Genomic DNA, 24,573 nt, shown 5'->3' with positions numbered 1-24,573 from the left:
AGTGCATGATAAAACGGTGATTCATTCACCGTTTTATTATTTGGGGAAATAATGCGATTTTCAGAAAGATATGGCTATCAACCTATACGTGATATTCTTCAAAAAGAAAGTCTAGATTTGCCTTTAAAAAATCAGCTCTGGAATATTATTAATCTATATATTTTTGGAAAATATAAAAAAAATTCCCCAATATTATGCAATAATCCAATTAAAGAGAGTAATTTAAATACATTCTTCTCATTACTTTTTCATAGCTTAAAAAAAAGAATTGATCAAATCCCCTATTCCCTTGAGGAAACAATCCAAGAAATAGAAATATTATTTTTTGAGAAATTTCAGTGGTATGAAGTTTATGATTTTCTTCAAGCTTGTATTGAATGTTTTCCTTTTGATGAAAATAAAGAAAATTTTATTCTTTTATTAAATGATTGCTTAGAAGTTGAAAACTCCGCTTATAGAATAGTTAATAATCAAATTACAGAAATTACTTCTGAAAAAGAAATCCAATCTATTGAAGAAGCTCTACAAAATACAAATCCGTATTCAGGTGTCCAACAACATTTAAATCAAGCCTTGCAACATATGTCAGATCGGCAAAATCCTGACTATAGAAACTCAATTAAAGAATCTGTTTCAGCATTAGAAGGTATGTGTCAAAAAATATTAAATAAGGAAAAGGTAACTTTAGGAGATGCAATTGGTCAAATTGAAAAACAACATCCAATACATCCTGCATTAAAAGCTAGCATTAAATCTTTGTATGGCTACACTTCAGATGGTGATGGCATCCGCCATGCAATGCTAGAAGAATCTAATATCACTTATATCGATGCAAAATTTATGCTCGTAGCATGCACCAACTTTATTAATTATTTAATTGATAAAACAAAAGATTAAAACTAAGCACAACCAATTGGCGACATATATTATGTCGCCAAGGCATACTAAATAATCAATTAACCAAATAATGGTTCATTCGCATTTTTATTGATTACACCATTTACTGGAACACCATTTAGAGTACCGTTAATCGTCACATTGCTAATCGTACCAATAGTCCCTGGTTTTCCTTGAATGGCTACACCACCTGGCTTGCCAGCAATCCCTTGACCTGGACGCCCAAAAACAACATTTGCAAAACCATTACTGCTAAATGATTGCCCTGCTGCGCCACCACTGACTGTCAATAATTCTTGTTCTGATAATACTTGCATTATTTCTCTCCACTTAAAGAATAGTTTTATTTTGCGGGAACAGAATATTAATTTTTTAAATTTAATAACCAATATCCTGTTAAATTTTATTTTTATTAAATAATCAATTCAATATTCACTTGTATAGTGACTTTTCAAAAACTAAATTTTTATTCTTTACGAACTTCTATAGAATTACATCTAATGCATGCATCACATAATAAAGTGCTTTTTATTTGAGTAAAAACTAACCTTCAACAACATTCTTCCCTCTCGCCTTCGCCTTAAACAAAGAACGATCCGCTTGAGCCAACAACTCAAGCCAATTTTCTGCACCAACTGCAACACCAATACTCACAGAAACTGAAATTTTCAAATCTGAATCAGGTACAGACAAATCCAACTGCGAAACAGCATCACGAATCTTTTCAGCACTTATTAAGGTTTGTTCCATATTCATTTCATGCAGAACGATTAAGAACTCATCACCACCAAAACGAATAATCAAATCAGATCCACGCACATTGTTCTTTAAACACTGCGCAACAGAAACAATCACTTGATCCCCAAAAATATGCCCATGCCGATCATTCACTTGCTTGAAATTATCAATATCAACAATGATTAAACACAACTGCTGAAAATGTTGCGGTTGTTGATCCGCGATTTTTAAATAATCATCCAAAGCCAAACGATTCAACACACCTGTTAAATTATCTGTATTGGCGATACTTTTCAGTTCAAATTCAAAGGCATCTCGCTGTTTCAACATATACTGCAACTTATGCAAGGCATCATATAAAGAATACGCTTGGTGATGCTCATGCTCGACTTTATTTCCACCCTCACGAGTATGCGAAAAAGAAAGTTCTACAATCATGTCACGTGCTTCAATCAACGGTGCAAACACTTTACGCTGCGCATAAATCATCGTAAATATGGCAAAGAATAACGAAATCAGTGAAACGCTCGTGGTAATCAAAAATAGATTCTTTGCAGAATTTAGTTCAGCTTGAGCTACCTCAACACTATGATCGAGTAAATATTTCTGAAAGTCGATCACTGTCAAAAATTTACCTGAGATTGCCGTGGTCAGCTCAGTTCCCTCTAAGTAATAAGGGCGACCATATTCACTTTCTTGAATCAGTCTCAAGACAATTGGAATACCCAAATCAATAAATTGAGATTTCACATTTTGATGTAGTTGGGTGAATTCGTCAGTTTCATGTTTTTCAGGTTGAATGGTTTGAACCAAATCCCAAAGATATTTGACCTGCTTTTCAGTCTGAAGTGCCCGAGCAATATTTTCACTTGGAATCGGCTGTTTAAAGGTGACATGCGCCATGACATTGGAAGCAAGACGCCCAGCCTGATCACGCAGATCAGCCAAAATAAGGATCAAAGTGTAATAATCAGCAACGCCTGTATCCTTACTCGCAGCTTGCTTGACCATACTTTTTAAAACCACGTAACTGCTGTCCCAAGCTTTAAACATATATAAAATGGCATCATCAAGCTTTTGCGCAGAACGTTGCTCTATTGGCGTATCAATATAAGCATCGACATACTGACGCCCTATGGATAAATGATTTTTTAAATCACTTTGCATTTTTCCAGTCAATGAATCAAAGCCTGACTGTTTTAAAATTTCAAAGGTATCTGTGATTTGTTGATCTACACCATCACGGTAAGTTTGTAAGTCTGCTAAATTCTTTTTAAGTTGTTCAGGCGTGCTCGACATCGCCATATTTGCTGGACCACGCTCACGTGAAATTCGATTCGCTAGATCTGCAACGGCTTTTAAGCTTTCAATCTCAATCAGCGCTTGTCGGGCTTTACTATAATGTTGGTATTGGCTAACGATTAATGGAATAGAAATACACAATAAAGACATGACAATAATTAGAACGGATATAAACAGGCGTTTACTGATCTGTTCAGAATGTAGTTTCACACTCATTCTCGCCCCATAAAATAATGTTAAAGTCTTAAGTCATCATGTAATTTGCATATTTATTATGCATTTCTTTCACTTTAAGCCAAATAAAATATGAAATCTACGTGTTTAAAATAATTAAATGATGTGGAAATTTTAAACAATAAAGGAATTTCAATATAATGTGATGAATATCACACTATATTAATTGCTCGATATTATTATTTCAATCTAACAATGCTTTTAAACTATTTTTACATCATTAATTTTCTCAAAGCTTACGATAACAATCAATGATTTAAATTAAATTAAGCATAACAATCGAAAATTTAGATTGTTTACATCCCTTTTAACCATTTCCTTTTTCGCATGATTTTTCTCATAATATCCACATAGCGAGAACAAAAATGCATTTTTGTTTAAGCTCACAGTTTATTCCTCGGATGTTTCTCCCACATTTGCAAACATCCTTTCTAGCCCAACCATACCCCAATCGGTTGGGCTTTTTTTTATCTACATTTTTAATTTTTTGAATAATTCAAATTAATCAATAATTTATATAGCTTGGTAAAAGATTCTCTATCTTAAATAATGAAATAAGCCCAATTTATCCAGCACATCTAAAGTCAATGCTTTACGTTGCCCAATATCCGCATTGGATTGCATTTCCAAATTCAGTGAGAATGCTGTCACTTTACCATTGGCCTGCTCAACCCATCCTGTGAACCAACCGACTTGTGGTTCAACATCCATGCCCCAGCCACTTTTTGCATAAAGTTTGTTTTGACCTCTGTTTTCCATCAACAACATGGCTTTTACATCTTTTTGAACTTGGGCTTTAAATGCCAATTTTTCAGTGGCTAAATTATAAATAAATTTTGCTTCTTGCTCAGGCGTAATTTTCAAAGGACCAACTAACCAAAAATTATCGACTTGCTGACCAATATTCTGATTTACAAACTCTATTCTTGTTATTTCCTGTTGCATTAGACTTAATCCGATCCGTTTTGCCACAGTTTGATATACAGGCACTGCTGAAGCTTGCATTGCACTCGCTAAAGTTAAGTCCTTTTCCCACACTTTAAAAGTTCTTGGTTTTCCATCCCACTGAAATACCTCTGCTGTCGAAGATTTGTCATGTTCTAATGCAATCAAGGCATTTAAAATTTTAAAGGTAGATGCAGGTATATACTCAGTTTGACTACGGTCTACTGCATTTCCATATTGCTTTAAGTGCCGACCATCAAAAGTAACAAAAGTCGCTTGAACCTGTGCTTCATTAAAAAGTTCTTCAATACTACTTTTAATGATTTGGTCACTTTTAAATGATGTGTTTGGGTCATTGGAGTGTATATGAGGGTAAAGCTGTAAATGAGAAGTGCAAGCAGACAATGCCATGCCAAAACATAGTAAGATCACAGTTGATTTCATGGCGTTATTGTCACTTTAATGAGCGAATTGATATGAAGTATGCCACAGCTTTATTTTGATTATATTTAGTACAAATGTTAGAAAAATAATATTTACCACTGCAATATATTAGTGCATAATGCACCCCATTAGGGCGAGTTTAATTATATTCCTCAGCAGATTGATTGAATTTCCCTCGAGTTTTGGCGAAAAAACCTAATTTTGAATAAAGATTAGGTTTTTTTTTGGTCTAAAATTTTAGAAGAAATTCAAAAACGCACCAATACAAAGCAAAAAGATGAGTGGAGTCATTCGTTAGCTTTTAACATCTGCAAATCAATAGGTATCAAATAAAAATTTAAAGTAAAAAAAACCCAACCTTGGGGAAAGTTGGGCATATAAAACTTTTGAATTTTGTCCAAAACAAAAATGAAACATCAAATTTCATTACTGCTTTGTGAATGAAATTATTATGTGAAAAATACTTTTGTTTGTAAAGCCGATTAATTTACTCTGATTTGAACAGATTCTCATTTATTTTGAATTAGGATAATTTATATGCATTATAAAATTTAAATGATCTTATTTTAACCACAAATATTTTTGACTTTTATTAAAAACAACAGAATCTTGAATAAAATTGTATAGATATTAACCACAGATTGATTTTATAATAAAAAAATAATTTCATTATTATTCTAATTAATTACTAGAATTTATAAAAAAATAAAAATAAACCTAATAAGATATTGTTATATAAAATATATTTAATTTTAGATTAATCAACAAAACTTACTGCCAATTTTAAATAAAATTAATACTGTTTATTAAACAAACAAACTCTTTTTAGAATAGATTTATTTTAAATATAAATTGTTACAATAGCATGCATTTTGCACATCTTATATCAAGACTATTGGTAATCATTATGAAAAAACTCAGTTTAGCGACTGCTTTATTATTAGCCATGACTGGTGCTCAAGCTTATCAATTTGAAGTACAAGGTCAGTCTGAGTTCATCGACAATACTGCTGATGCTCAAGATTTCTCAGGTGCTGTACAAGGTACTTACTACTTCAAAAATGTTGATGCAACTAAAGGTCCTTTAGCTGAAGCTGCATTCGTAAACCAAGCATCAAATATTGCTTTGGCTTACAACTATGGTGAACACAAATTTGCTGGTGAGCGTACTGTAAACCACGTATACGGCGCAAAAGCTGAAGCTTACATTCCAACTTCAATCGTTCCTGCTTATGTAAGCGCTGCTTATAGCCACACAATCCAAGATAACAAAACTGGTTTAGCAGATGATCAAGGCGATCGTTATGCATTAGAATTGGGTGCTGTAGTTGTACCTAACTTTTTGGTTGCAGTTGGTTACACAAGCGTTGCTGACCAAACCTCTTTCGATGCTTTCAACATGGTATCTAACGGTGTTGCTAAAGCAGCAATCGAGACTTTAACAATTGCTGATAAAAAAGATGCGATTACTGCACGTACTAAATACGTAGGTGCAATTGATGACACTAACATGTCTATCAGCTTCGAAACTGGTTTAGTTTATGGTCGTGACACTGCTTACAACCTTAAAACTGATCTTTTCGTAACACCTACTTTAAGCATGGGTGTTTCTTATGCAGAATCAAGCTATAACAACTCTCCAGACAAAGCCTGGGGTGTAAATGTAAACTACTTCGTTACTCCTGTTGTTTCTGTAGGCGCTAGCTATGTAAACGCTAACTTTGAGTCTAATCTTGCTGCTGAAGCTGATTCAGTTGTACTAGACACTCAAACTGTTGGTGTTAATGCTAAATTCCGTTTCTAAGATCATTTAGAAATTGAATCAAAAAAGGACGCATATAGCGTCCTTTTTCAGTTTTATCTAAGAAATAAAAACAATTGTTAGACTATCTAAAAAAATAATTTTATTTTAAATTCATTGACTTAGTTATTTTTTAACCTAAAATATAGACCTTATTTTTAAAATTTAATAGCCGGGGAAATCATGAAAAAAATCACATTATCTATTGCATTATTATCAGCAATGACTGGAGCTCAAGCTTACCAAAATGAAATTCAAGGTGTTGTCGGTTATTACGATGCCGAGTTGAATGATGGTAACTACAATGCAGGTGTACAAGGTACTCACTATTTCAAGCAACTTGATACTTCTAAAGGCCCTTTAGCTGAAGCTGCTTTCCTTAATCAAGCTTCAAACATTTCTGTAGGCTACAGCTTTGGTCAACTTACTGGTGATATCGATGTCGCACAACAGTTAGGACTTTCTCAAGCAGATTTAAATTCATTGACTTCGGCAGAACGTACAACTATTGCAGAAACATTGGGTACAGATTTAAACCTGCAAGCTGAAGCAGACACTCAACAGCATACTTTTGGTATCAAGGGTGAAACTTATATTCCAACTAATATTGTTCCTGTATATGCAAGCGCATCTTACAGCCACTCATTTACTGATGCTAAAAATGACTTCTCGGCTAAATCTGGTTTAGGTGATGATTCAGGTGACCGTTTTGCTCTAGAACTTGGTGCTGTTGTTGCGCCAAACTTTTTAGTGGCTGTAGGTTATACAAGCGTTGCAGCAACTCAATCACTAGATACGTTCAATCTACTTAACAACGGTTTAATGCTTTCAGCGATGGAAGCACGTACTATTTCAGAAGACCAAGATGCTATTACAGCACGCACAAAATATGTAGGTGCGATTGATGGTACTGATATGTCTGTCGGTTTTGAAGCAGGAATCACTTACGGTGAAGAATCTCTTTATCAATTTAAAACAGATCTATATGTAACGCCTAAATTAGGTTTTGGTGTTTCATATACAGAAGGTAGTTATGAAAGTGCTTCTGTTCCGACATCTGCTCTTGGCCTAAACACAAGTTATTTTGTAACTCCTGCTATTTCACTAGGTGCAAATTACGTTTACGCAAATGGTGAATATGGTGCTAAAGATGCTCAGCTTGGCAGTTTAAACGCTAAATTCCGTTTCTAAGATCATTTAGAAATTGAATCAAAAAAAGGACGCTATGTGCGTCCTTTTTTATGGCTAAAATTCCGAGATAAAAATCATTCATCATTTTTATTTTTCGGTAGATGTGCAATATATTGCAAAGCAATCAACCTAGAAACAATCAAAGCCAAATACATCACCCCACAGAACATTTGTAACATTGCCAAAACACGTGCTGCTGGGCTCAATGGAATCAAATCAGATAAACCTGTTGCAGATTGCAAACTAAAACTCAGAAACAATAAATCTAACCATGATTGCAACCCATTCACATTGGGGTTCAGGAAACTATTCGGAATTAAAATTTGGCAAATATTGTATAAAAATGCGAAGCCCCATGCGATTAGCGTAAATACTGCTCCTGCTGCAAAAAGCTCATCCTTTGTCAAATAGCGGTCTTCAAACATATAACGTAACAAGCCAAATGCAGCAATAAAATAAGCAATCGCCTCACAGGCATGTCCAATCACAAGAATATAAGGATCATGAGCTCCGATCAGAATAAATAGAGAAAAAATCAGTGCTCCACCCACGAAAGTAAGTCCGAGTATCGTAAATACAGGAGTCTGTCTAATCACTTTAGCAATCACCAATAATACCAATACGCCGAGTGCCCAAGTGATCGCACGATAAGTCATACTTTCATTGGTTAGTAAAGATAGGAGTAAAATTACAAATTGCAGGAGGAGGAGCCAAGCTGACGGAAGTAAGCGAAATCCTTTCCAAAACTCAACGAATGCTTGCATAGATCATATCCAGAATATTTTTATTTTAAGAGGGTCGTGAACACTATTTGAAGATGATTGATCACATCAGAAATCAGCATATCCTCTTTTTTAATCTTTCAGTAAACTAAATTATGACCCACATTTGTATTCATCTGAATCAGAAATTTCTCTAAAACCACTCAATATCAAAAAACCTCCCGAAGGAGGTTTTTTGATTAGGATAGATCATCACATCTGATTAGTGATCTGATGCACCTGAGATACCAATACCTGTTTGTGAACGAACAAACTGTGCATCAAATGCTTTACGCTCAGCTTGAGCCTGTGCTGAATTATCAGTCACAGAGAACAACCAGCAGCAGAAGAATGCTAGTGGCATTGCAAAGATTGCAGGACCATTAAATGGGTTCACAGCAGTCTCAGAAATACCCAATGTATCTACCCATACAGCTTTAGATAGAATAATCAAAGTCACAGCCAATACCAGACCAACCACACCACCAGCAACCGCACCACGAGTTGTCAAACCTTTCCAGAACATTGAAAGTACAAGTACTGGGAAGTTTGCACATGCTGCTACAGAGAATGCTAGACCAACCATGAATGCAACGTTTTGTTTTTCAAAAACGATACCCAAAATCATCGCAAAAATAGCTAGACCTAAAGTCGCAATTTTAGACATACGAAGTTCAGATTCAGGCGTTGTTTGACCTTTCTTAAATACGTTCGCATATAAGTCATGAGAAATTGCTGAAGCACCTGACAATGTCAAACCAGCCACAACTGCAAGAATCGTTGCGAATGCTACAGCAGAAATGAAGCCCATGAACAAGTCACCGCCTAATGCATCAGACAAGTGAACCGCTGCCATGTTGTTACCACCAACAAGTTCTAACTTGCCAGTCACAGCCATTTTCGCAATATCAAGGAACTGTGGGTTGTTCGATACATATAGAATCGCACCAAAACCAATAATGAATGTTAATAAGTAGAAGTAACCAATAAAGCCTGTTGCAACAACTACAGATTTACGCGCTTCTTTCGCATCTTTTACGGTGAAGAAACGCATTAAGATATGTGGAAGACCTGCTGTACCAAACATCAATGCTAAACCTAGTGAAATTGCATCAATTGGGTTTGCTGCAAGTTTACCTGGGCCCATGATTGCACCCGCTTGATCCAGTGTCACATCATGTACTTTAGAGAACATTTGGATCGATTGGTTAAACATTTCAGAGAAACTGAAACCAACACCTTTCATCACCATAAATGCCATGAACGTTGCACCAGACAACAACATGACTGCTTTAATGATCTGTACCCATGTTGTCGCCAACATACCACCGAACATTACATAAGCCATCATCAATAAACCGACGATTACTACTGCAATGTTATAGTTCAGACCAAAGAGAAGCTTGATCAACTGACCTGCACCAACCATTTGAGCGATCAAATAGAATGCAACCACAACCAATGAACTAACAGCAGCTAAAGTACGTACAGGCTTTTCAGCTAAACGGAAAGATACAACATCAGATAAGTTAAACTTACCCAAGTTACGAAGACGTTCAGCAATCAAGAACAATACGATTGGCCAACCCACCATAAATCCAAGTGAATACAGCAAGCCATCAAAGCCTGACATAAACACCATTGCGGAAATACCAAGGAACGATGCCGCTGACATATAGTCACCTGCAATCGCTAGACCATTTTGGAAACCTGAAATACCACCACCCGCTGTATAGAAATCATTGGTATTGGTGGTTTGTTTCGCAGCCCATTTGGTAATAAATAGTGTTGCACCAACGAAAATCATGAACATGATAATCGCAGGCCAGTTTGTTGCTTGTTGTTCAGCAGCACCTAAATCAGGGCCTGCCATTGCAATACTAGAGCTGAATAATGCAGTTGCTGCAACAGCTTGTGATTTGAATGAATTCCATTTCATCATCAGTGTAGTCCTTTTTCATGTGCGATCGCTTCAACTTCACGCATTGCATCTTCATTGAGTTGATCCAGCGTGTTATTCGCAATATATGAATACACACCACACAAAATAAATGACAACACGATAATGCCAAGACCTAGAGGAATCCCCCAAGTCGTTACACCACCACTCACTGAACTTAATAGAAACTCTTTGTTGTATCCAACAAGTAACATAAAGCCGACATAGACAAACAACATGATTGCAGTAAGCGTCCAACTCAGGGTACGTTTTTTAGCAACCATTTCTTTGAATTTAGGATTTTGTAGAATCTGTTCTACCTGTCTCTCATCCATAATATTTCTCCTTTACCATCATCCAATGGCTGTTTTTTAATCTTTTTATTCCACGATGCAAGTTAGCAATTTTTCATACAATTCGTAACTTAGACTTTGGTCTTTAAAATTCGATCAATTTGAACGCACCAGTTCAGCAATGCGTTATTATGTGCTTAGAATTTAATGTGTGTGTCATATGAACAGTTGGTTGATCATTGGGGTACTCGCCCTCTATATCCTAATACTCTTTGTTTGCGCCTTTTTTGGTGAAAAACATGCTAGTCGACTCAGTCCACGCGGTCGTATGCTGTTGTTCAGCCTGACATTAGGGGTGTATTGCTCCTCATGGACGTTCTATGGTGCGACCGGCGCTGCTGTTCGCGAAGGCATTATTTTCCTCCCTATTTATCTTGGACCTTTGCTCTTTGTCGGCTTGGGTTATGACATCTGGCGTCGTCTTGGGCGTGTTCGTCAGCATCATGCCATCTCATCGATTGCCGACTTTGTCGCTGCCCGTTATGGTAAAAGTGGTCCTCTAGCCTCACTGGTCACGATCCTTGCCGTCATTGCGATTATTCCTTATTTGGCATTACAACTCCGTGCAATTGCTTTAAGTGCCTCGGTAATGTTGGAGCAAAATGCAGGCGTCATGAGCACCACAACCAATGGTGTTTTGGCTTTAACAGGTGTGCTTGCAATTTTAGCCATGATGTTTGGTACACGTCAGATTGCCAATACTGAACAGCATGGTGGTCTGATGCTGGCTGTGGCATTTGAATCCTTTGTCAAATTGTTTGCACTGATTTGCGTTGCCCTATTTTTCCTTTTTGATTCTCCTGAAAATATTGTTCAAGTTTCTAAAGATGTCACCAAAACTTTTCATGAAGTTCAACTGTTCGGTGTACCTGATACGTTCTGGGTTCAAACTCTACTTGCAGGTTTAGCGATTATTTGTTTACCACGTCAGTTCCACGTTGCAGTTGTTGAACTCCGTGATGAAAAACATATTCGTGGTGCACGTCGCTGGTTTGCAGCCTATTTAATTTTGACTGTTTTTGCGATTATTCCGATTGCAAGTTGGGCTTTACATGCTGCTCCAGAGTATCTCGCAATTCCTGATGTTGCTGTACTGTCTTTACCCTTAAGTTATAACCAAGATTGGCTCACACTGTTAGCATTCTTAGGTGGTTTTTCAGCATCTACAGGTATGTTACTGGTATCCTCGGTTGCACTGTCAATCATGCTCAGTAATGACTTAATTATGCCGGCTCTTTGGCGTTTGAATTTATTATCGAGACACGATAAACGCCTGCCTCAAGTCCTTAAATTTGTCCGCCGTATCTGCATTTTAGCGGTTATGTTGTTGGGCTTCTTATTCTTCCATTTCTTTAATGATATTGACCAATTATCTGTTTTTGGATTGTTGGCATTCAGTGCTGTGGCTCAGTTTGCACCAGCGCTGATTGGTGGTCTATATTGGCGTGGAGGAAGTAAACAAGGCGTTTATGCAGGTTTGATTGCAGGTTTTGCAATGTGGACCTATACCCTCCTGTTTCCAACCGTGTTGCGTAGCTTACCTGACGAATACTATCAATTTACCTATTCATTCTTGATGTTTGGTCCATTGGGTATCGACTGGCTCAAGCCTGAAGCATTGCTTGGTTTTGAATCCTTTGCACCACTCACGCATGGGGTGATTTGGTCATTGGGTCTGAATATTATTTTGTATATTTGGATTTCACGTATCTATCGCCCAAGTATTGCAGAGCAAATTCAGGCTGAGAGTTTCTTCTATTATGAAACCAAGCCTTTACTGACTCAAAGTACATCTAATGAGATTAGCTACTTACATCATGATGTCGCACGTTTAAAAGTAGGTGATTTGATCGCACTTGCAAAGCGTATTACAGGTGAAGGTCCAACCACCCATGCATTTAATCAATTCTGCTTATCCAATAATGTGATTTTAAATGAAAATAGCTCTGCCAATGGCATGTGGTGGCGTTTCACTGAACAATACTTAGCAGGAACGATTGGTGCTGCATCAGCACGTACCCTACTCACAACAGCCATGGTTAATAATGGTTTAGCACTCGGTCAGGTTGCCAATATTCTTGACCAAGCTTCACAATGGCAACGCTTTAACCAAAATTTGATTATGACCATGATCGATCACATGACCCAAGGGGTCAGCGTCGTCGATGAAAATATGTGTTTGGTGGCATGGAATAATCAATATTTAATTTTGTTCGATTATCCAAAAGATTTGGTCTATGTCGGTTGTCCTATTGCAGATTTGATTCGTTATAACGCTGAACGTGGTGAATGCGGCCCGGGTTCGATTGAAGAGCACGTACGTAAGCGTATTCGTTGGATGAAAGTCGGCAGCGCACATGAATTTGAACGGATTCGTAAAGATGGTCGTGTAATTCAAATGCGCGGCAACCCGATTGAAGGCGGTGGATTTGTAACGACTTTTGCTGATATTACCGCATTCCGTGAAAATGAGGCTGTACTTGAAGGTCGTGTTCAAGATCGTACACAGCAGTTAGCGAATGCGCTCACAGAACAACAGTTAGCCCGTGAGCAAGCAGATAAAGCCAACATGTCGAAAAGTCGCTTTATTGCGGCTGCCAGCCATGACTTACTTCAACCCATGCATGCTGCACGACTATTTAGTACAGCATTAGAACAAAGCGTACAAACTGAAGAAGACCGTAAAACATTACAACAGTTAGATCGTGCCTTACATGGTGCAGAAAGTATGCTCTCTGCCCTGCTCGATATCGCTCGACTTGAAGGCGGTTCTATTCAACCGAAGCGCCAATCCTATCCACTACATGATTTACTCAGTGATTTAGAGTTGCAGTTTAAATCCATCGCAGCTCAACGTGGTATTCAATTTAAAGTTCATGATGTGAAGTTTTGGATTGATACCGATCCCCAATGGATCCGTCGTATTATTCAAAACTTTGTTAGCAATGCTTTACGCTATACCGCAAAAGGTCGTGTGGTCGTGGGTGTACTCCGTTCAGCTGAACGTCCAAACCATATTCGCATTGGGGTATGGGATACAGGACCAGGTATTGCCGAGCAACAGCGTATTAAGCTGTTCCAAGAGTTTGAACGTTGTGGTCATACCTCACCTTGGGGTGAACAAGGTTTAGGTCTTGGTTTAGCCATCGTACAACGGATGACAGGTCTATTAGACTACCCTGTCTATGTGTATTCTGAGCTTGGACAAGGTTCATGTTTCATGATTGAAGTTCCTGTGGTCGAAGCACCTAAAGTGGTTGCCTCACCTGTTCAAGCTGTACCGCTTAAAACCAAAGCTTATAAGATTTTATGTTTAGACAATGATGAAACCATTCTTGAAGGGATGAGTACCTTACTCACAAAATGGGGTTATCAGGTCTTTAAAGCAACAGAACCTGAACAGGCTTTAGCTTTAATTGAACAGGAAAATATTCAAGTTTGGTTGGTTGATCAGCATCTCAACAATGAAAAAATTGGTTTAGATTTCATTACCGAGCATCGCCAAGACAATGTCCCTGTGGCATTAATCACCGCAGATTCCGATCCTGACCTACCACAACGCTTAAAAGATCTAAATATTGTGATGTTGAGGAAACCACTTAAACCTGCATCTTTAAGATCATGGTTATCTGGTTTAAAAATCTCAAAATGATAATGATTATGAACTTAGGCTTTTGAATAATGATCACAATGGCATCAGAAAATGCCATCAAAATAGATTTTCTTTAAATATATTTTGATACATTTAACCCCTATTTTTCATCATGAAAAATAGGGGTTTTTTATACAAAATGTGACATTTCTACACAAGCATTGACCGCATATTTTGATGCTGTGGCAGAAACCATCAATTTAGCTAAATTCTGAGCTTTGCAAGTTTGCTAAAAGTGACTTTAGATCAGTTTCTATGGCAATTTAGTTCAAAAAACAAACTCGACACTTATATATTTTTTTACAATTTTAATAACTATTTATTTTTAAAAGATTTAATCATAGAGAAAATCCAATATACGACTTTAGTCTTATTCCTATTGCGGAGTGGATAAATCATAACCGTTTTAAATCACTGAGCCATTCAATCCTTCAGCTATTTATATTCTGTATTGTTTTTATCTTCTGTGCTTTTTATAAAAACATTGTTTATGGATAAACGTGCTGAATTGAAATCTGGGCTCAGATTCAACTGAATAAGGAATTGCTATGAATATTTCAGCTGCTGTACCTCACGGAATCAATCGAGCTCAAGAACTACATCGTCAATACGGTGCAAACTCAATTTTACCTGAAATTAATTGGCAAGACCTTTTCCCACATTCCGCTTTAAATCCTGTACATTTGCAGGCTTTAGAGCATATCTATCAAAGTGCGGTACCTTTGGCACTCCAAGTTTTTGAAGAACTTAAATTTGATATTTTTAGCCCTGCTGCCTTCCATCCACAAGGTTTAGGCTTATTTGATAAGCTTGCACAGAAGGAATCTCAATTGATTCAAATCTTGGCAAATGATAGCCAAGCTCTAAATGATGAAACCCGTCATCAAATATGGAGTATGTTGCTTCGTGGTGGTGCTGTCTTGGTCTTTAAAGCCTGGCTAGGCAAAATCAAAACAGGTGAAAATAGTCTAGATATGACGCAGTTTGATGAAATTTCAGATTTACTCTTTATCAAAACACCGCCTGAATCATTAGCAAAAATCTTGAATGTGAATCCTCAAGCAGATTATGACCATATTTTCCTCATGTATGGGAATGAAGTCTTTTTGGATCGTTTCAATAGCTTAGAAACGGCTGCCCTATTTGTAGATTTATCTGTTTATGATGCTGCATTCCTGAGCCTAAGAGACGAGCGTGTCGCAGATTATCTCAAAGCCAAAGGTTATGTCTCTCAAGACCAAATTGATGATTTACGATGTGCGCTTAATCCTCTAGGTTGTCCTGACTTGATGGGCAAACAGGATTGCTTGGCTTAATCCTCAATAGGATGAGCTAGCACGCGCTAAAACCGCTTGCTCGCAAAGCAAAAAAGACCTCTTTTGAGGTCTTTTTCTTATTTCTGGCTGTATGCGTTATTGATTATATAATTCAAATTAAACGCGTTTTTCTTCAATATTTAAAGCGTTGATCGCCAAAACAGCTTGAGTACGATTTTGTACACCCAGTTTACGGAAGATCGCAGTCACATGCGCTTTAATCGTTGCTTCAGATACATCTAACTCATAAGCGATTTGCTTATTTAACAACCCTTCTGCAACCATCATTAAGACACGGAATTGTTGCGGTGTGAGAGATTGAATACGTTCAGCCAAAGCTGTTTCATCTGCAGCACGCGGATCGAAGTTTAAGTTCGCTGGCAAGTTTGGTGGTAACCAAATATCGCCTTCAAGTACTTGACGAATTGCTTCACCAATATGACTTGGATGCGCAGACTTAGGAATATAACCCATTGCACCATGTGCAATTGAACGCTGAATAATCGACACTTCTTCATGTGCAGAAACAACGATAATCGGTAGCGAAGGATATTGTGCACGTACATGCACCAACGCAGAGAATCCAGATGCGCCGGGTAAATTTAGATCCAAAAGAACTAAATCAGGCTCAGGCCCTTTTTCTAGTCGTTCATAGAACTCATTAACAGCAGCTGTTTCATGGATTTGGGCTTGCGGTAAACTGTAACGAACTGCTTGAATTAAAGCATGACGAAACAGGGGATGATCATCAACGATTAAAATATTCATAAGCGACGCGAGAGATCTCTAACACAATCTTTATTCTAACTGTGCTATTGCTGTTAAGGATATATAAATATTAACGAATTTTTGGAAAAATTGTAGGTTAATATTTTCAAACACCATATTTAAATATAAATAAACGATTATCAGATAACTACATCTGTTTTAGATATAAAATATATTCTGAAAAAATATTTATTTATAAATTTTAAATATAACAATAATTATCAATTATTTAAGTTAAAAAAACAGCAATTAAATCAACCTTATTAGGCATATCTAAAAATCAGATAATTAATCTTATTTTGCTTATTTTACACGATAAACTAAATATTGATTAATGGATGGCAATACAGTTTAACACCCTATTTAGGTTTGCCATTATGTCTATTTTACAACAAAAACCATTAAATATCGTTGCAGTATCTGGCGGTTTAAACAATCCATCAAAAACTGAAGCGTTAGTTCAAGCCATTCTTGACGAACTTGGTGAAGCAACGCCAATCAATGTGCATTTTATTAAATTTAGTGAGATTGGGAATTTACTCGGTGGTGCAATTTATCGTAATCAATTGCCTCAACGTGTGCAGGATGATTTAGCTGCGGTAGAAGCAGCAGATGCCCTCATTGTCGGTACACCTGTATATCGCGCTTCTTTTACAGGCTTATTTAAACACTTCTTTGACTTTGTTGAACAAACTGCGCTTGTAGACGTACCCGTTTTACTGGCTGCATCAGGCGGTAGTGATCGTCACGCATTGGTACTTGAACATCAACTTCGTCCATTGTTTAGCTTCTTCCAAGCACAAACATTACCGATTGGTGTTTATGCCACAGATCGTGACTTCACTCCTGAATACACCATTCACAGTGAATTCCTGCACGACCGTATCACGCTTGCAGTAGCACGTGCATTACCCATTTTAGAGTGGGCACCTGCGAAAGGACAACGCGCAGAAGTCGTGAAAGCGAAAACTCAGCAAGCCAATCAAAATCTAGGGATTAACAAACAAATCGAACAAGAAGAAGTGCTTCCATCTGCGGCAGTACCAAGTTTGGATGCAGCAGAATCTCGTATACACGCGAAATCGCCTAAATCGCAAGTTGCATAAATTATAAATTCTTAGATCAATATTTCTGGAGACTCGTCATGCCACAATTAAAACAAGAAGCGGTCAAATTTGCCTACTGGGTACCAAACGTCAGTGGCGGGCTCGTCGTCAGCAATATTGAGCAACGTACAGACTGGAGCTACGACTACAATGTGCGACTTGCACAAGCGGCTGAAAAAAGTGGTTTTGAATATGCTCTCACGCAAATCCGATTTACTGCTGGTTATAACGCTGAAAATCAACATGAGTCGGTCAGCTTCAGTCATGGCATCTTGGCAAAAACTGATACATTGAAAGTAATCGCTGCTATTTTGCCTGGTCCATGGAAACCTGCTTTAGCAGCGAAACAATTGGCAACCATTGATCATTTAACCAATGGGCGTATTGCCATCAATGTCGTGAGTGGTTGGTTCCGTGGTGAATTTGATGCGATTGGTGAAGAATGGCCTGAACATGATCAGCGCTATGCCCGCTCAGAAGAATTTATTCGTTCATTGAAAGGTGTATGGACTCAGGACAATTTTAGTTTTGACGGTAAGTTTTACCAATTTAAAGATTACACCCTCTCTCCTAAACCCGTTCAGAAACCACATATTGAAATTTTCCAAGGGGGTAGCTCTCGCGCAGCTCGTGATATGGCTTCACGCGTTTCAGATTGGTACTTCACCAATGGTAACACCCCTGAAGAGTTAAAAAAGCAAATTGATGATATTCGTGAAAAAGCCAAAGCCAATAATCATAAAGTCAAAATTGGTGTAAATGCCTTCATCATTGCACGTGATACAGAAGAAGAAGCAAAACAGGTGCTTCACGACATCATCGATGGTGCCAATGTAGAAGCGGTCAAAGCCTTTGGTGATGCAACCAAAGAAGCAGGTGCATCAACGAAAGAAGGCGAAGGTAACTGGGCAAAATCAACTTTTGAAGACTTAGTTCAATACAATGATGGCTTTAAAACCAATTTGATTGGTACGCCACAACAAATCGCTGAGCGTATCGTTGAATTGAAATCAGTTGGGGTCGATTTAATCTTGAGTGGCTTTTTACACTTCATTGAAGAAGTTGAATATTTCGGCGAAAAGGTACTCCCTTTGGTTCGTGAACTTGAACAAGCTCAGTCAAATCCAATCACAGCAAAGTCTGCTTAACCTCTTTGAGATAAAAATAAGAAAGTCCTGAAGCAGTAGCAAATTTCCCTCGAGGCTCGGCTTGAGGGATTTTTTAAGCCCGATTTAAATCTATATCCAAACAATGTTCTACATTTCACTACCTAGAACACTTTATAATCACTGCAATTAACCATAAAAATGACAGAGTATGAGCTCTTCTGTAAATATTGAGACTACGCCTTTCAATCAAATTCCAAACACTCCCCCAAAAATGACAGTGCATATCGTTTTCGCTATTGCCTTAGCACATTGTCTGAATGACTTAATCCAAGCCTCATTGCCCGCAATCTATCCTTTATTGAAAGAAAATTTTGCCTTGAGCTTTGCACAAGTCGGACTCATTTCACTGGTTTTTCAAATCACAGCATCACTATTACAACCTTGGGTTGGATTCTACACAGATAAGTATCCAAAACCTTATCTGCTTCCAATCGGAATGAGTGTCACGCTATGTGGCATTGTCTTACTGGCCTTTGCACCCAGCTTTGCTGTACTTCTTTTAGCTGCTGCACTGATTGGCGTCGGTTCTTCAACTTTTCATCCAGAAGCGTCCCGAGTTGCTCGTTTAGCTTCAGGTGGTAAACTCGGTACGGCGCAATCTGCTTTTCAAGTCGGTGGAAATAGTGGTTCTGCCATTGGTCCTTTATTGGCTGCTACCATTATTGTTCCGAGCGGACAAGCTTCGGCGGCATGGTTAATTCTGATCGCGCTATTTGCCATTGTGGTTTTATTTAGAATTAGTCAATGGACAGTGAAAACAACCATTGCCCATCAACAAAAAAAACCTGTAAGTTCAACTCAGATTCAACTGCCTCGAACTACCCTAATTAGAGCATTGGCCGTGATTTGCTTTTTGATGTTTGCCAAATTTACTTATATTTCCAGTATTAGTAATTATTATACTTTCTATCTGATGGACAAATTTCAACTGTCTTTACAACAGTCCCAATTGTATCTCTTTGCATTTTTAGGTGCTGTGGCTTTAGGCACCTTTGTTGGTGGTCCAATTGGGGATCGTATTGGTCGTAAGGCGGTGATTTGGGTGTCATTCATGGGTATGGCGCCTTTTGCATTGATGATGCCTTATGCAAATCTTTTATGGACCTGTATCTTTGCCATGCTTGCAGGCTTAATCATGTCATCTGCATTTTCAGCCATGGTCGTATATGCACAAGAAGCGATGCCCGGTCGGGTTGGCATGGTATCGGGCATGATGTTTGGTCTGATGTTCGGCATTAGTGGCATAGCTGCTGCCGTCTTAGGTTATGTCGCGGATCATCAAGGTATTGCGTGGGTATTTTCATTTACCTCTTATTTACCACTGTTGGGTCTACTCACCTTCTTTTTACCGAACTTGCATGGCTCATCAAAGGCCTGATCATGTGAAATCAATTTGTCTAAAGTTATACCCTTTTCCGTGTCGATGAATGACTAGAAAGCAACATGGATGGTGGCATATACTCAACGTTATCCATAAAGTACTTAGCTTTTAATCCATCCTTTTAAGGATCTAAGAAGACTTAAAAATATGTATACAGGTATTGTTCAAGGTTTAGAAAAAATCATCGAAGTTCGTGAAGCAGAAGGTTACCGCACTTTGGTAATTTCCAATCAGCATAATTTTTTCCATGATGTGTTTATCGGTGCAAGTGTTGCAATCAATGGTACCTGTTTAACCGCAACGCAGATTGATCTAGATGCCAACCAAGTCCATTTTGATGTTTCAGATCTGACCTTAAAATTGACCACACTGAAAAGTTTAAAAGCAGGTGATGACGTTAATATTGAGCGTTCTGCCAAAGTCGGTATGGAAAATGGCGGACATAATCTCTATGGGCATATCGAGGGAACTGCCAAAATTAAAGCCATGACACGAAATGGTGAAACCATGCATATTGATCTTGAAATACCTGATGGCAATATCAAATACTTTTTTCTTAAAGGTTTTATAGGTTTAAATGGTTGTAGTTTGACTGTCAATCGTGTTGATCGTGCTACACAGCAAATTTCAATCGATCTCATTCCTGAAACATTGCGTTTAACCACGTGGAAAGATGTGCAAGTCGGAGATGAAGTAAATTATGAAATTGATCAGATGACTCGGACGATGGTCGACACGTTGGAAAATATTCATAGAAAATAAACCACTCTAAAAGTCTAGTTTGAATAATATTTAATTTAAAAAATTAAATTTGGACTATAGAAGAAAAACCTTCATTAAGTGAAGGTTTTTCCACATGCAAAAATACATTTGTTAGCGCATGTTCATCAGCTCTTTTATCTACATCACGAAGTTGATTTCTAAATAAGCATTCTTTAAGTGTTGTTGTAAAATAGACGGCAATGCATGACTTTTTGTAGATTCGAGCAAGTTTGATTAAATATTCCCTTTCACTTTTTTGAACTAAAATCGCATCGAAAATAATATTTTGAGGTTCTTCCTCGTGCTTCATTTTAGCCCAAGTACTCTTTCCTGCACCTTGACATCCAATCAATACATAAACTATTTGAACATCTGCATTTTGCAGTAATTCAATACAATAGTCTTTTATACATTGTTGCCAAGCTTGCTGATTACGCTTTTTCGTCCAAACTCGACCGTTTATCGTCTCCAAATAGTGATCCGGATTAATGTGCACTACATCTTTCCTCTTCCTTCATCCCTTACTAATTACGCTGAATTAAGAATAAAAACTCGGATCAGGTACTTTCCCTGTCAGCACCCATTCACCCACTTCCTGATATTTATAATCAATAGGATCATGCAAAGTTTGCGTTCTGACATTACGCCAAAAGCGATCTAAATTCAGTTTCGCAGTCGTTGCACGCGCTCCCATCACTTGGAAAATGTTTTGAGTGATATAAAGCGATGTGTTTGTTGCGGCAATTTTTGCTGTTGCGATAGCAATAGAAACTTCACCACGCTGTTCTGCATCTAAACTTTCGCCAATATCCCAAGCCTTTTGAAGTGTTTCAACTGCTTTATTTGCCAGTAAACGAACACCTTCTAATTGCACATAAAACTCAGCAAAATGCTTTTGAGTAAAAGGATCATTCACCGCATTTTCAACGAGTGATTTTGACCATGCTTTTTGTTGTTGTACCGTTTCACGTGCAACTTCAAATGCGCCTTCTGCAATGCCTAGAAATAAATGTACAAAGATCAATTGAGCAATCAAAGGTCTTAGACTCGAATACGGCGTGCTTAAAGGACCTGGGTTTAAAAGTAATTCATTTTCATGAATTTTAACCTGTTCAAAATGACTGGTGCCACTGTCCGTTTGGCGTTGCCCCATATTGTTCCAATCACCTAAGAAACTGACGCCATCACGCTCGGTCGGAATCACGCCAATCAATAATTTATTTTGCGCATTAAAACCTGAACATAACAAAATATCTGAGTCGATTGAGCCTGAACAAAAGCTTTTATCACCGTGAAAAATGTATTCATCGGCAGAAATCTGCTGAACCGTCGTCCGTTTATCCAATGGATTTAAAGTGTTTCCCCAAAATAAATTCTGCTCGGTAGTCTGCTCGAACCATGTGGAATATTGCTCTTTTTGAGCAAAAAGCTGAACGGTGGCAATCAATAAATGATGAAAACCATAGACATGCGCCAGCGAACTATCCACTTGGGCAATCGTTTGAATGGTCTTAAAAATAGTTTTCCAATCCGCGCCTTGTCCACCAAATGCTTGAGGAATAGATAGACCCAACAAACCGCTTTGACGAATCAAATCACGTTCAGCTTTTGGATTACCGCCTTGTTTATCACGCTCAGCAGCTGTTTCGGCAAAGGTTTTTGCTAATTGTTGAGCGATTTCAATGGCTGATTGCGAAAAGTGGTGTTGTGGCGCATTCATTGTTGTTATCCAGTGTGCAGTGGTGAATAGCTTAGCAGATCAAGTCATAATGACTTATCACAATGCTTGCTGTGTATATTCCAAAAAATACAAATACCGCTAGTCTACCTAACGGTATTGAAATAAAGGATATTTGAAATCAATTAATGCTGTGATTTAACCTCAGTAATCAGCTGATCAACCACTTGTGGATCTGCCAATGTTGATGTATCACCTAAGCTATCCAACTCATCTGCTGCAATCTTTCTTAGAATACGGCGCATGATCTTGCCAGAACGTGTCTTCGGTAATGCTGGTGCCCAATAGATCGCATCTGGTGTTGCCACAGGACCCAGAACTTTACGCACCCATTGTACTAACTCTGTCCGAAGTTCTTCTGACTCAGGTGTATCCGCCTGTAAGGTGACATAAGCTGCAACGCCCTGACCTTTAATCTCATGGGGCATGCCCACAACTGCTGCTTCTGCTACATGCTCATGCGCCACCAAAGCACTTTCGATCTCAGCCGTTCCTAAGCGATGCCCTGAGACATTCAGAACATCATCTACACGCCCTGTAATCCAGTAATAACCATCCTTATCTCGTCTTGCACCATCACCCGTGAAATACGTGCCCGGATAAGTGGAGAAATACGCTTCAATAAAGCGTTCAGGATCACCCCAAATGGTGCGCATTTGCCCTGGCCATGAATCCTTAATCACCAAATTACCTTCCGCTTCACCTTCAATCTCTTGACCATCAGCATCAACCAATGCAGGTTTTACCCCATAGAATGGGCGAGTCGCTGAACCCGGTTTAAGTGCTGTAGCACCAGGTAGCGGCGTAATCATAAAACCGCCTGTTTCCGTCTGCCACCATGTATCCACGATTGGGCAACGACTCTCTCCCACAACGGTGTAATACCAATTCCATGCTTCAGGGTTAATCGGCTCACCCACAGATCCGAGTAAACGCAAACTACTGCGATCACTCTCTCGAATAAAAGCATCGCCTTCACGCATCATCGCGCGGATCGCAGTTGGTGCGGTATAGAGAATGGTGACATTGTGCTTATCGACAATATGCCCTGTCCGTGCCCACGTTGGATATTGTGGAATACCTTCAAACATTAAACTTGTTGTACCATTGGATAAAGGTCCATAGAGCACATAAGAATGCCCTGTCACCCAACCCACATCCGCAGTACACCAAAATACATCATCTTGTTTTAAGTCGAATACTTCTCTGAATGTGGTATTTACATAGGTTAAATACCCCCCTGTCGTATGCAAGACACCTTTGGGTTTCCCTGTCGAACCAGATGTATAGAGGATGAAGAGCGGATCTTCCGCATTCATGGGTTCAGGCGGGCAAATATCAGTGACGGTCATAATTTCCATGTGATACCACAAATCACGGTTTTCCTTCATCGTGATTGGATTACCCGTGCGATGTACTACGACTACATTTTGAACTGAACTTGTACCATCCAAATCTAATGCTGCATCAACATTCTCTTTCAATGGAATCGGTTTGCCACCGCGCATACCACTGTCTGCTGTGATGACCAGTTTTGCTTGGCTGTCATCAATTCGACTTGCCAAGGAATCTGGTGAAAAACCACCAAATACGACGCAATGCACCGCACCGATACGGGTACACGCTAACATTGCAATTGCTGCTTCAGGCACCATCGGCATGTATAAAACCACACGATCCCCTTTGACGATGCCGCGCTTTTTCAACACATTGGCAAATCGGCACACTTCATCATGTAAAGATTCAAATGAAATGACTTTATGACGCGATGGATGGTCACCTTCCCAAATAATGGCAGGTTTATGTGGGTGCTCTTTTAAATGCCGATCAAGGCAATTTGCACTGACATTTAACTGACCGTCGGCAAACCATTCGACTTTATAATGGTCTTTATCAAAATTGGTATTTTTGACCTTAGTAAAAGGTTTGATCCAGTCGAGTTTACGTGCAGCCTCAGCCCAAAACTCATTAGGATTCTCAATTGACTGTTGATAACGTTCAAAATACTGCTCTTCAGTGGTGCGTGCAGTTTTTTTAAATAGCTCTGGTACTGGATAGATTTCATTCATATTATTC

19 protein-coding genes are annotated in these 24,573 nt (G+C 38.4%); 9 read left to right on the top strand and 10 right to left on the bottom strand.

The annotated features are described in order from the left end of the window. The first annotated feature begins 51 nt into the window (after window positions 1–51). Window positions 52–897 carry an AbiJ-NTD4 domain-containing protein gene (locus AC5YDM_RS07050; RefSeq protein ID WP_496151407.1) on the top strand — a complete coding sequence of 282 codons (846 nt, stop codon included), beginning with the start codon at window positions 52–54 and terminating at the stop codon, window positions 895–897. A 59-nt stretch (window positions 898–956) separates the two neighbouring features. Here AC5YDM_RS07050 and AC5YDM_RS07045 read toward each other — a convergent pair whose 3' ends face one another. The 3 genes from AC5YDM_RS07045 to blaOXA form a co-directional block, all read right to left on the bottom strand. Beyond that, complete coding sequence (locus AC5YDM_RS07045) at window positions 957–1,214, bottom strand: hypothetical protein (protein WP_496151406.1); 258 nt, start codon at window positions 1,212–1,214, stop codon at window positions 957–959. A gap of 226 nt (window positions 1,215–1,440) precedes the next feature. Further along, window positions 1,441–3,153: a GGDEF domain-containing protein gene (locus AC5YDM_RS07040; protein ID WP_496151405.1), complete on the bottom strand. Its 1,713-nt coding sequence runs from the start codon at window positions 3,151–3,153 to the stop codon at window positions 1,441–1,443. Window positions 3,154–3,708: 555 nt separating this feature from the next. After that, the gene (gene blaOXA, locus AC5YDM_RS07035; protein ID WP_496151404.1) at window positions 3,709–4,560 is read right to left on the bottom strand and encodes a class D beta-lactamase; all 852 of its coding nucleotides are present in this window, start codon (window positions 4,558–4,560) and stop codon (window positions 3,709–3,711) included. Between the two features lie 907 nt (window positions 4,561–5,467). Here blaOXA and omp33-36 point away from each other — a divergent pair. Together omp33-36 and AC5YDM_RS07025 are read left to right on the top strand one after the other, a co-directional pair. Beyond that, entirely contained in the window at window positions 5,468–6,364 is an 897-nt protein-coding gene (gene omp33-36, locus AC5YDM_RS07030) for a porin Omp33-36 (protein WP_496151403.1), read from the top strand. A gap of 180 nt (window positions 6,365–6,544) precedes the next feature. Continuing rightward, on the top strand, window positions 6,545–7,552 hold the full coding sequence (locus tag AC5YDM_RS07025) for a putative porin (protein ID WP_496151402.1): 1,008 nt from the start codon (window positions 6,545–6,547) through the stop codon (window positions 7,550–7,552). 74 nt (window positions 7,553–7,626) lie between these two features. On the opposite strand, the gene AC5YDM_RS07020 is transcribed toward AC5YDM_RS07025, so the two are convergent. The 3 genes from AC5YDM_RS07020 to AC5YDM_RS07010 all read right to left on the bottom strand — a co-directional run bounded on the left by AC5YDM_RS07020 (window position 7,627) and on the right by AC5YDM_RS07010 (window position 10,587). Further along, window positions 7,627–8,316 (bottom strand): ion channel, encoded by a 690-nt coding sequence (locus tag AC5YDM_RS07020; protein ID WP_496151401.1) that lies wholly within the window; start codon window positions 8,314–8,316, stop codon window positions 7,627–7,629. Between the two features lie 220 nt (window positions 8,317–8,536). After that, entirely contained in the window at window positions 8,537–10,252 is a 1,716-nt protein-coding gene (locus AC5YDM_RS07015) for a cation acetate symporter (RefSeq protein ID WP_496151522.1), read from the bottom strand. Window positions 10,253–10,254: 2 nt separating this feature from the next. Continuing rightward, window positions 10,255–10,587 carry a DUF485 domain-containing protein gene (locus AC5YDM_RS07010; protein WP_496151400.1) on the bottom strand — a complete coding sequence of 111 codons (333 nt, stop codon included), beginning with the start codon at window positions 10,585–10,587 and terminating at the stop codon, window positions 10,255–10,257. Window positions 10,588–10,765: 178 nt separating this feature from the next. Here AC5YDM_RS07010 and AC5YDM_RS07005 point away from each other — a divergent pair, with 178 nt between their 5' ends. Further along, window positions 10,766–14,257, top strand: a complete 3,492-nt coding sequence (locus tag AC5YDM_RS07005) for a hybrid sensor histidine kinase/response regulator (protein ID WP_496151399.1) — start codon at window positions 10,766–10,768, stop codon at window positions 14,255–14,257. Between the two features lie 548 nt (window positions 14,258–14,805). Further along, window positions 14,806–15,573: a hypothetical protein gene (locus AC5YDM_RS07000; RefSeq protein ID WP_496151398.1), complete on the top strand. Its 768-nt coding sequence runs from the start codon at window positions 14,806–14,808 to the stop codon at window positions 15,571–15,573. Between the two features lie 117 nt (window positions 15,574–15,690). Here AC5YDM_RS07000 and AC5YDM_RS06995 read toward each other — a convergent pair whose 3' ends face one another. Further along, the gene (locus AC5YDM_RS06995; RefSeq protein ID WP_496151397.1) at window positions 15,691–16,341 is read right to left on the bottom strand and encodes a response regulator; all 651 of its coding nucleotides are present in this window, start codon (window positions 16,339–16,341) and stop codon (window positions 15,691–15,693) included. Window positions 16,342–16,718: 377 nt separating this feature from the next. Here AC5YDM_RS06995 and msuE point away from each other — a divergent pair, with 377 nt between their 5' ends. The 4 genes from msuE (at window position 16,719) to AC5YDM_RS06975 (ending at window position 20,759) form a co-directional block, all read left to right on the top strand. Then, a complete protein-coding gene (gene msuE, locus AC5YDM_RS06990; protein ID WP_496151396.1) occupies window positions 16,719–17,447 on the top strand; it encodes an FMN reductase in 729 nt (242 codons plus the stop codon). A 38-nt stretch (window positions 17,448–17,485) separates the two neighbouring features. After that, the gene (gene sfnG / locus AC5YDM_RS06985; protein WP_496151395.1) at window positions 17,486–18,595 is read left to right on the top strand and encodes a dimethylsulfone monooxygenase SfnG; all 1,110 of its coding nucleotides are present in this window, start codon (window positions 17,486–17,488) and stop codon (window positions 18,593–18,595) included. Between the two features lie 232 nt (window positions 18,596–18,827). Beyond that, window positions 18,828–19,994, top strand: a complete 1,167-nt coding sequence (locus tag AC5YDM_RS06980) for an MFS transporter (protein WP_496151521.1) — start codon at window positions 18,828–18,830, stop codon at window positions 19,992–19,994. Window positions 19,995–20,144: 150 nt separating this feature from the next. Further along, window positions 20,145–20,759, top strand: coding sequence for a riboflavin synthase subunit alpha (locus AC5YDM_RS06975; RefSeq protein ID WP_496151394.1), 615 nt, complete (start codon window positions 20,145–20,147; stop codon window positions 20,757–20,759). A gap of 43 nt (window positions 20,760–20,802) precedes the next feature. Here the strand turns inward: AC5YDM_RS06975 and AC5YDM_RS06970 are convergent, their stop codons facing one another. The 3 genes from AC5YDM_RS06970 to acs form a co-directional block, all read right to left on the bottom strand. Next, window positions 20,803–21,255, bottom strand: coding sequence for an AAA family ATPase (locus AC5YDM_RS06970; RefSeq protein ID WP_496151393.1), 453 nt, complete (start codon window positions 21,253–21,255; stop codon window positions 20,803–20,805). Between the two features lie 42 nt (window positions 21,256–21,297). Continuing rightward, window positions 21,298–22,479 carry an acyl-CoA dehydrogenase family protein gene (locus AC5YDM_RS06965; RefSeq protein ID WP_496151392.1) on the bottom strand — a complete coding sequence of 394 codons (1,182 nt, stop codon included), beginning with the start codon at window positions 22,477–22,479 and terminating at the stop codon, window positions 21,298–21,300. 143 nt (window positions 22,480–22,622) lie between these two features. Continuing rightward, window positions 22,623–24,566 (bottom strand): acetate--CoA ligase, encoded by a 1,944-nt coding sequence (gene acs, locus AC5YDM_RS06960; protein ID WP_496151391.1) that lies wholly within the window; start codon window positions 24,564–24,566, stop codon window positions 22,623–22,625. Window positions 24,567–24,573 lie beyond the last annotated feature (7 nt).

Source organism: Acinetobacter sp. CY81, assembly GCF_059515925.1.
Note: the sequence above shows the minus strand (reverse complement) of the source record. Positions and strands in the feature narration are given on the sequence as shown.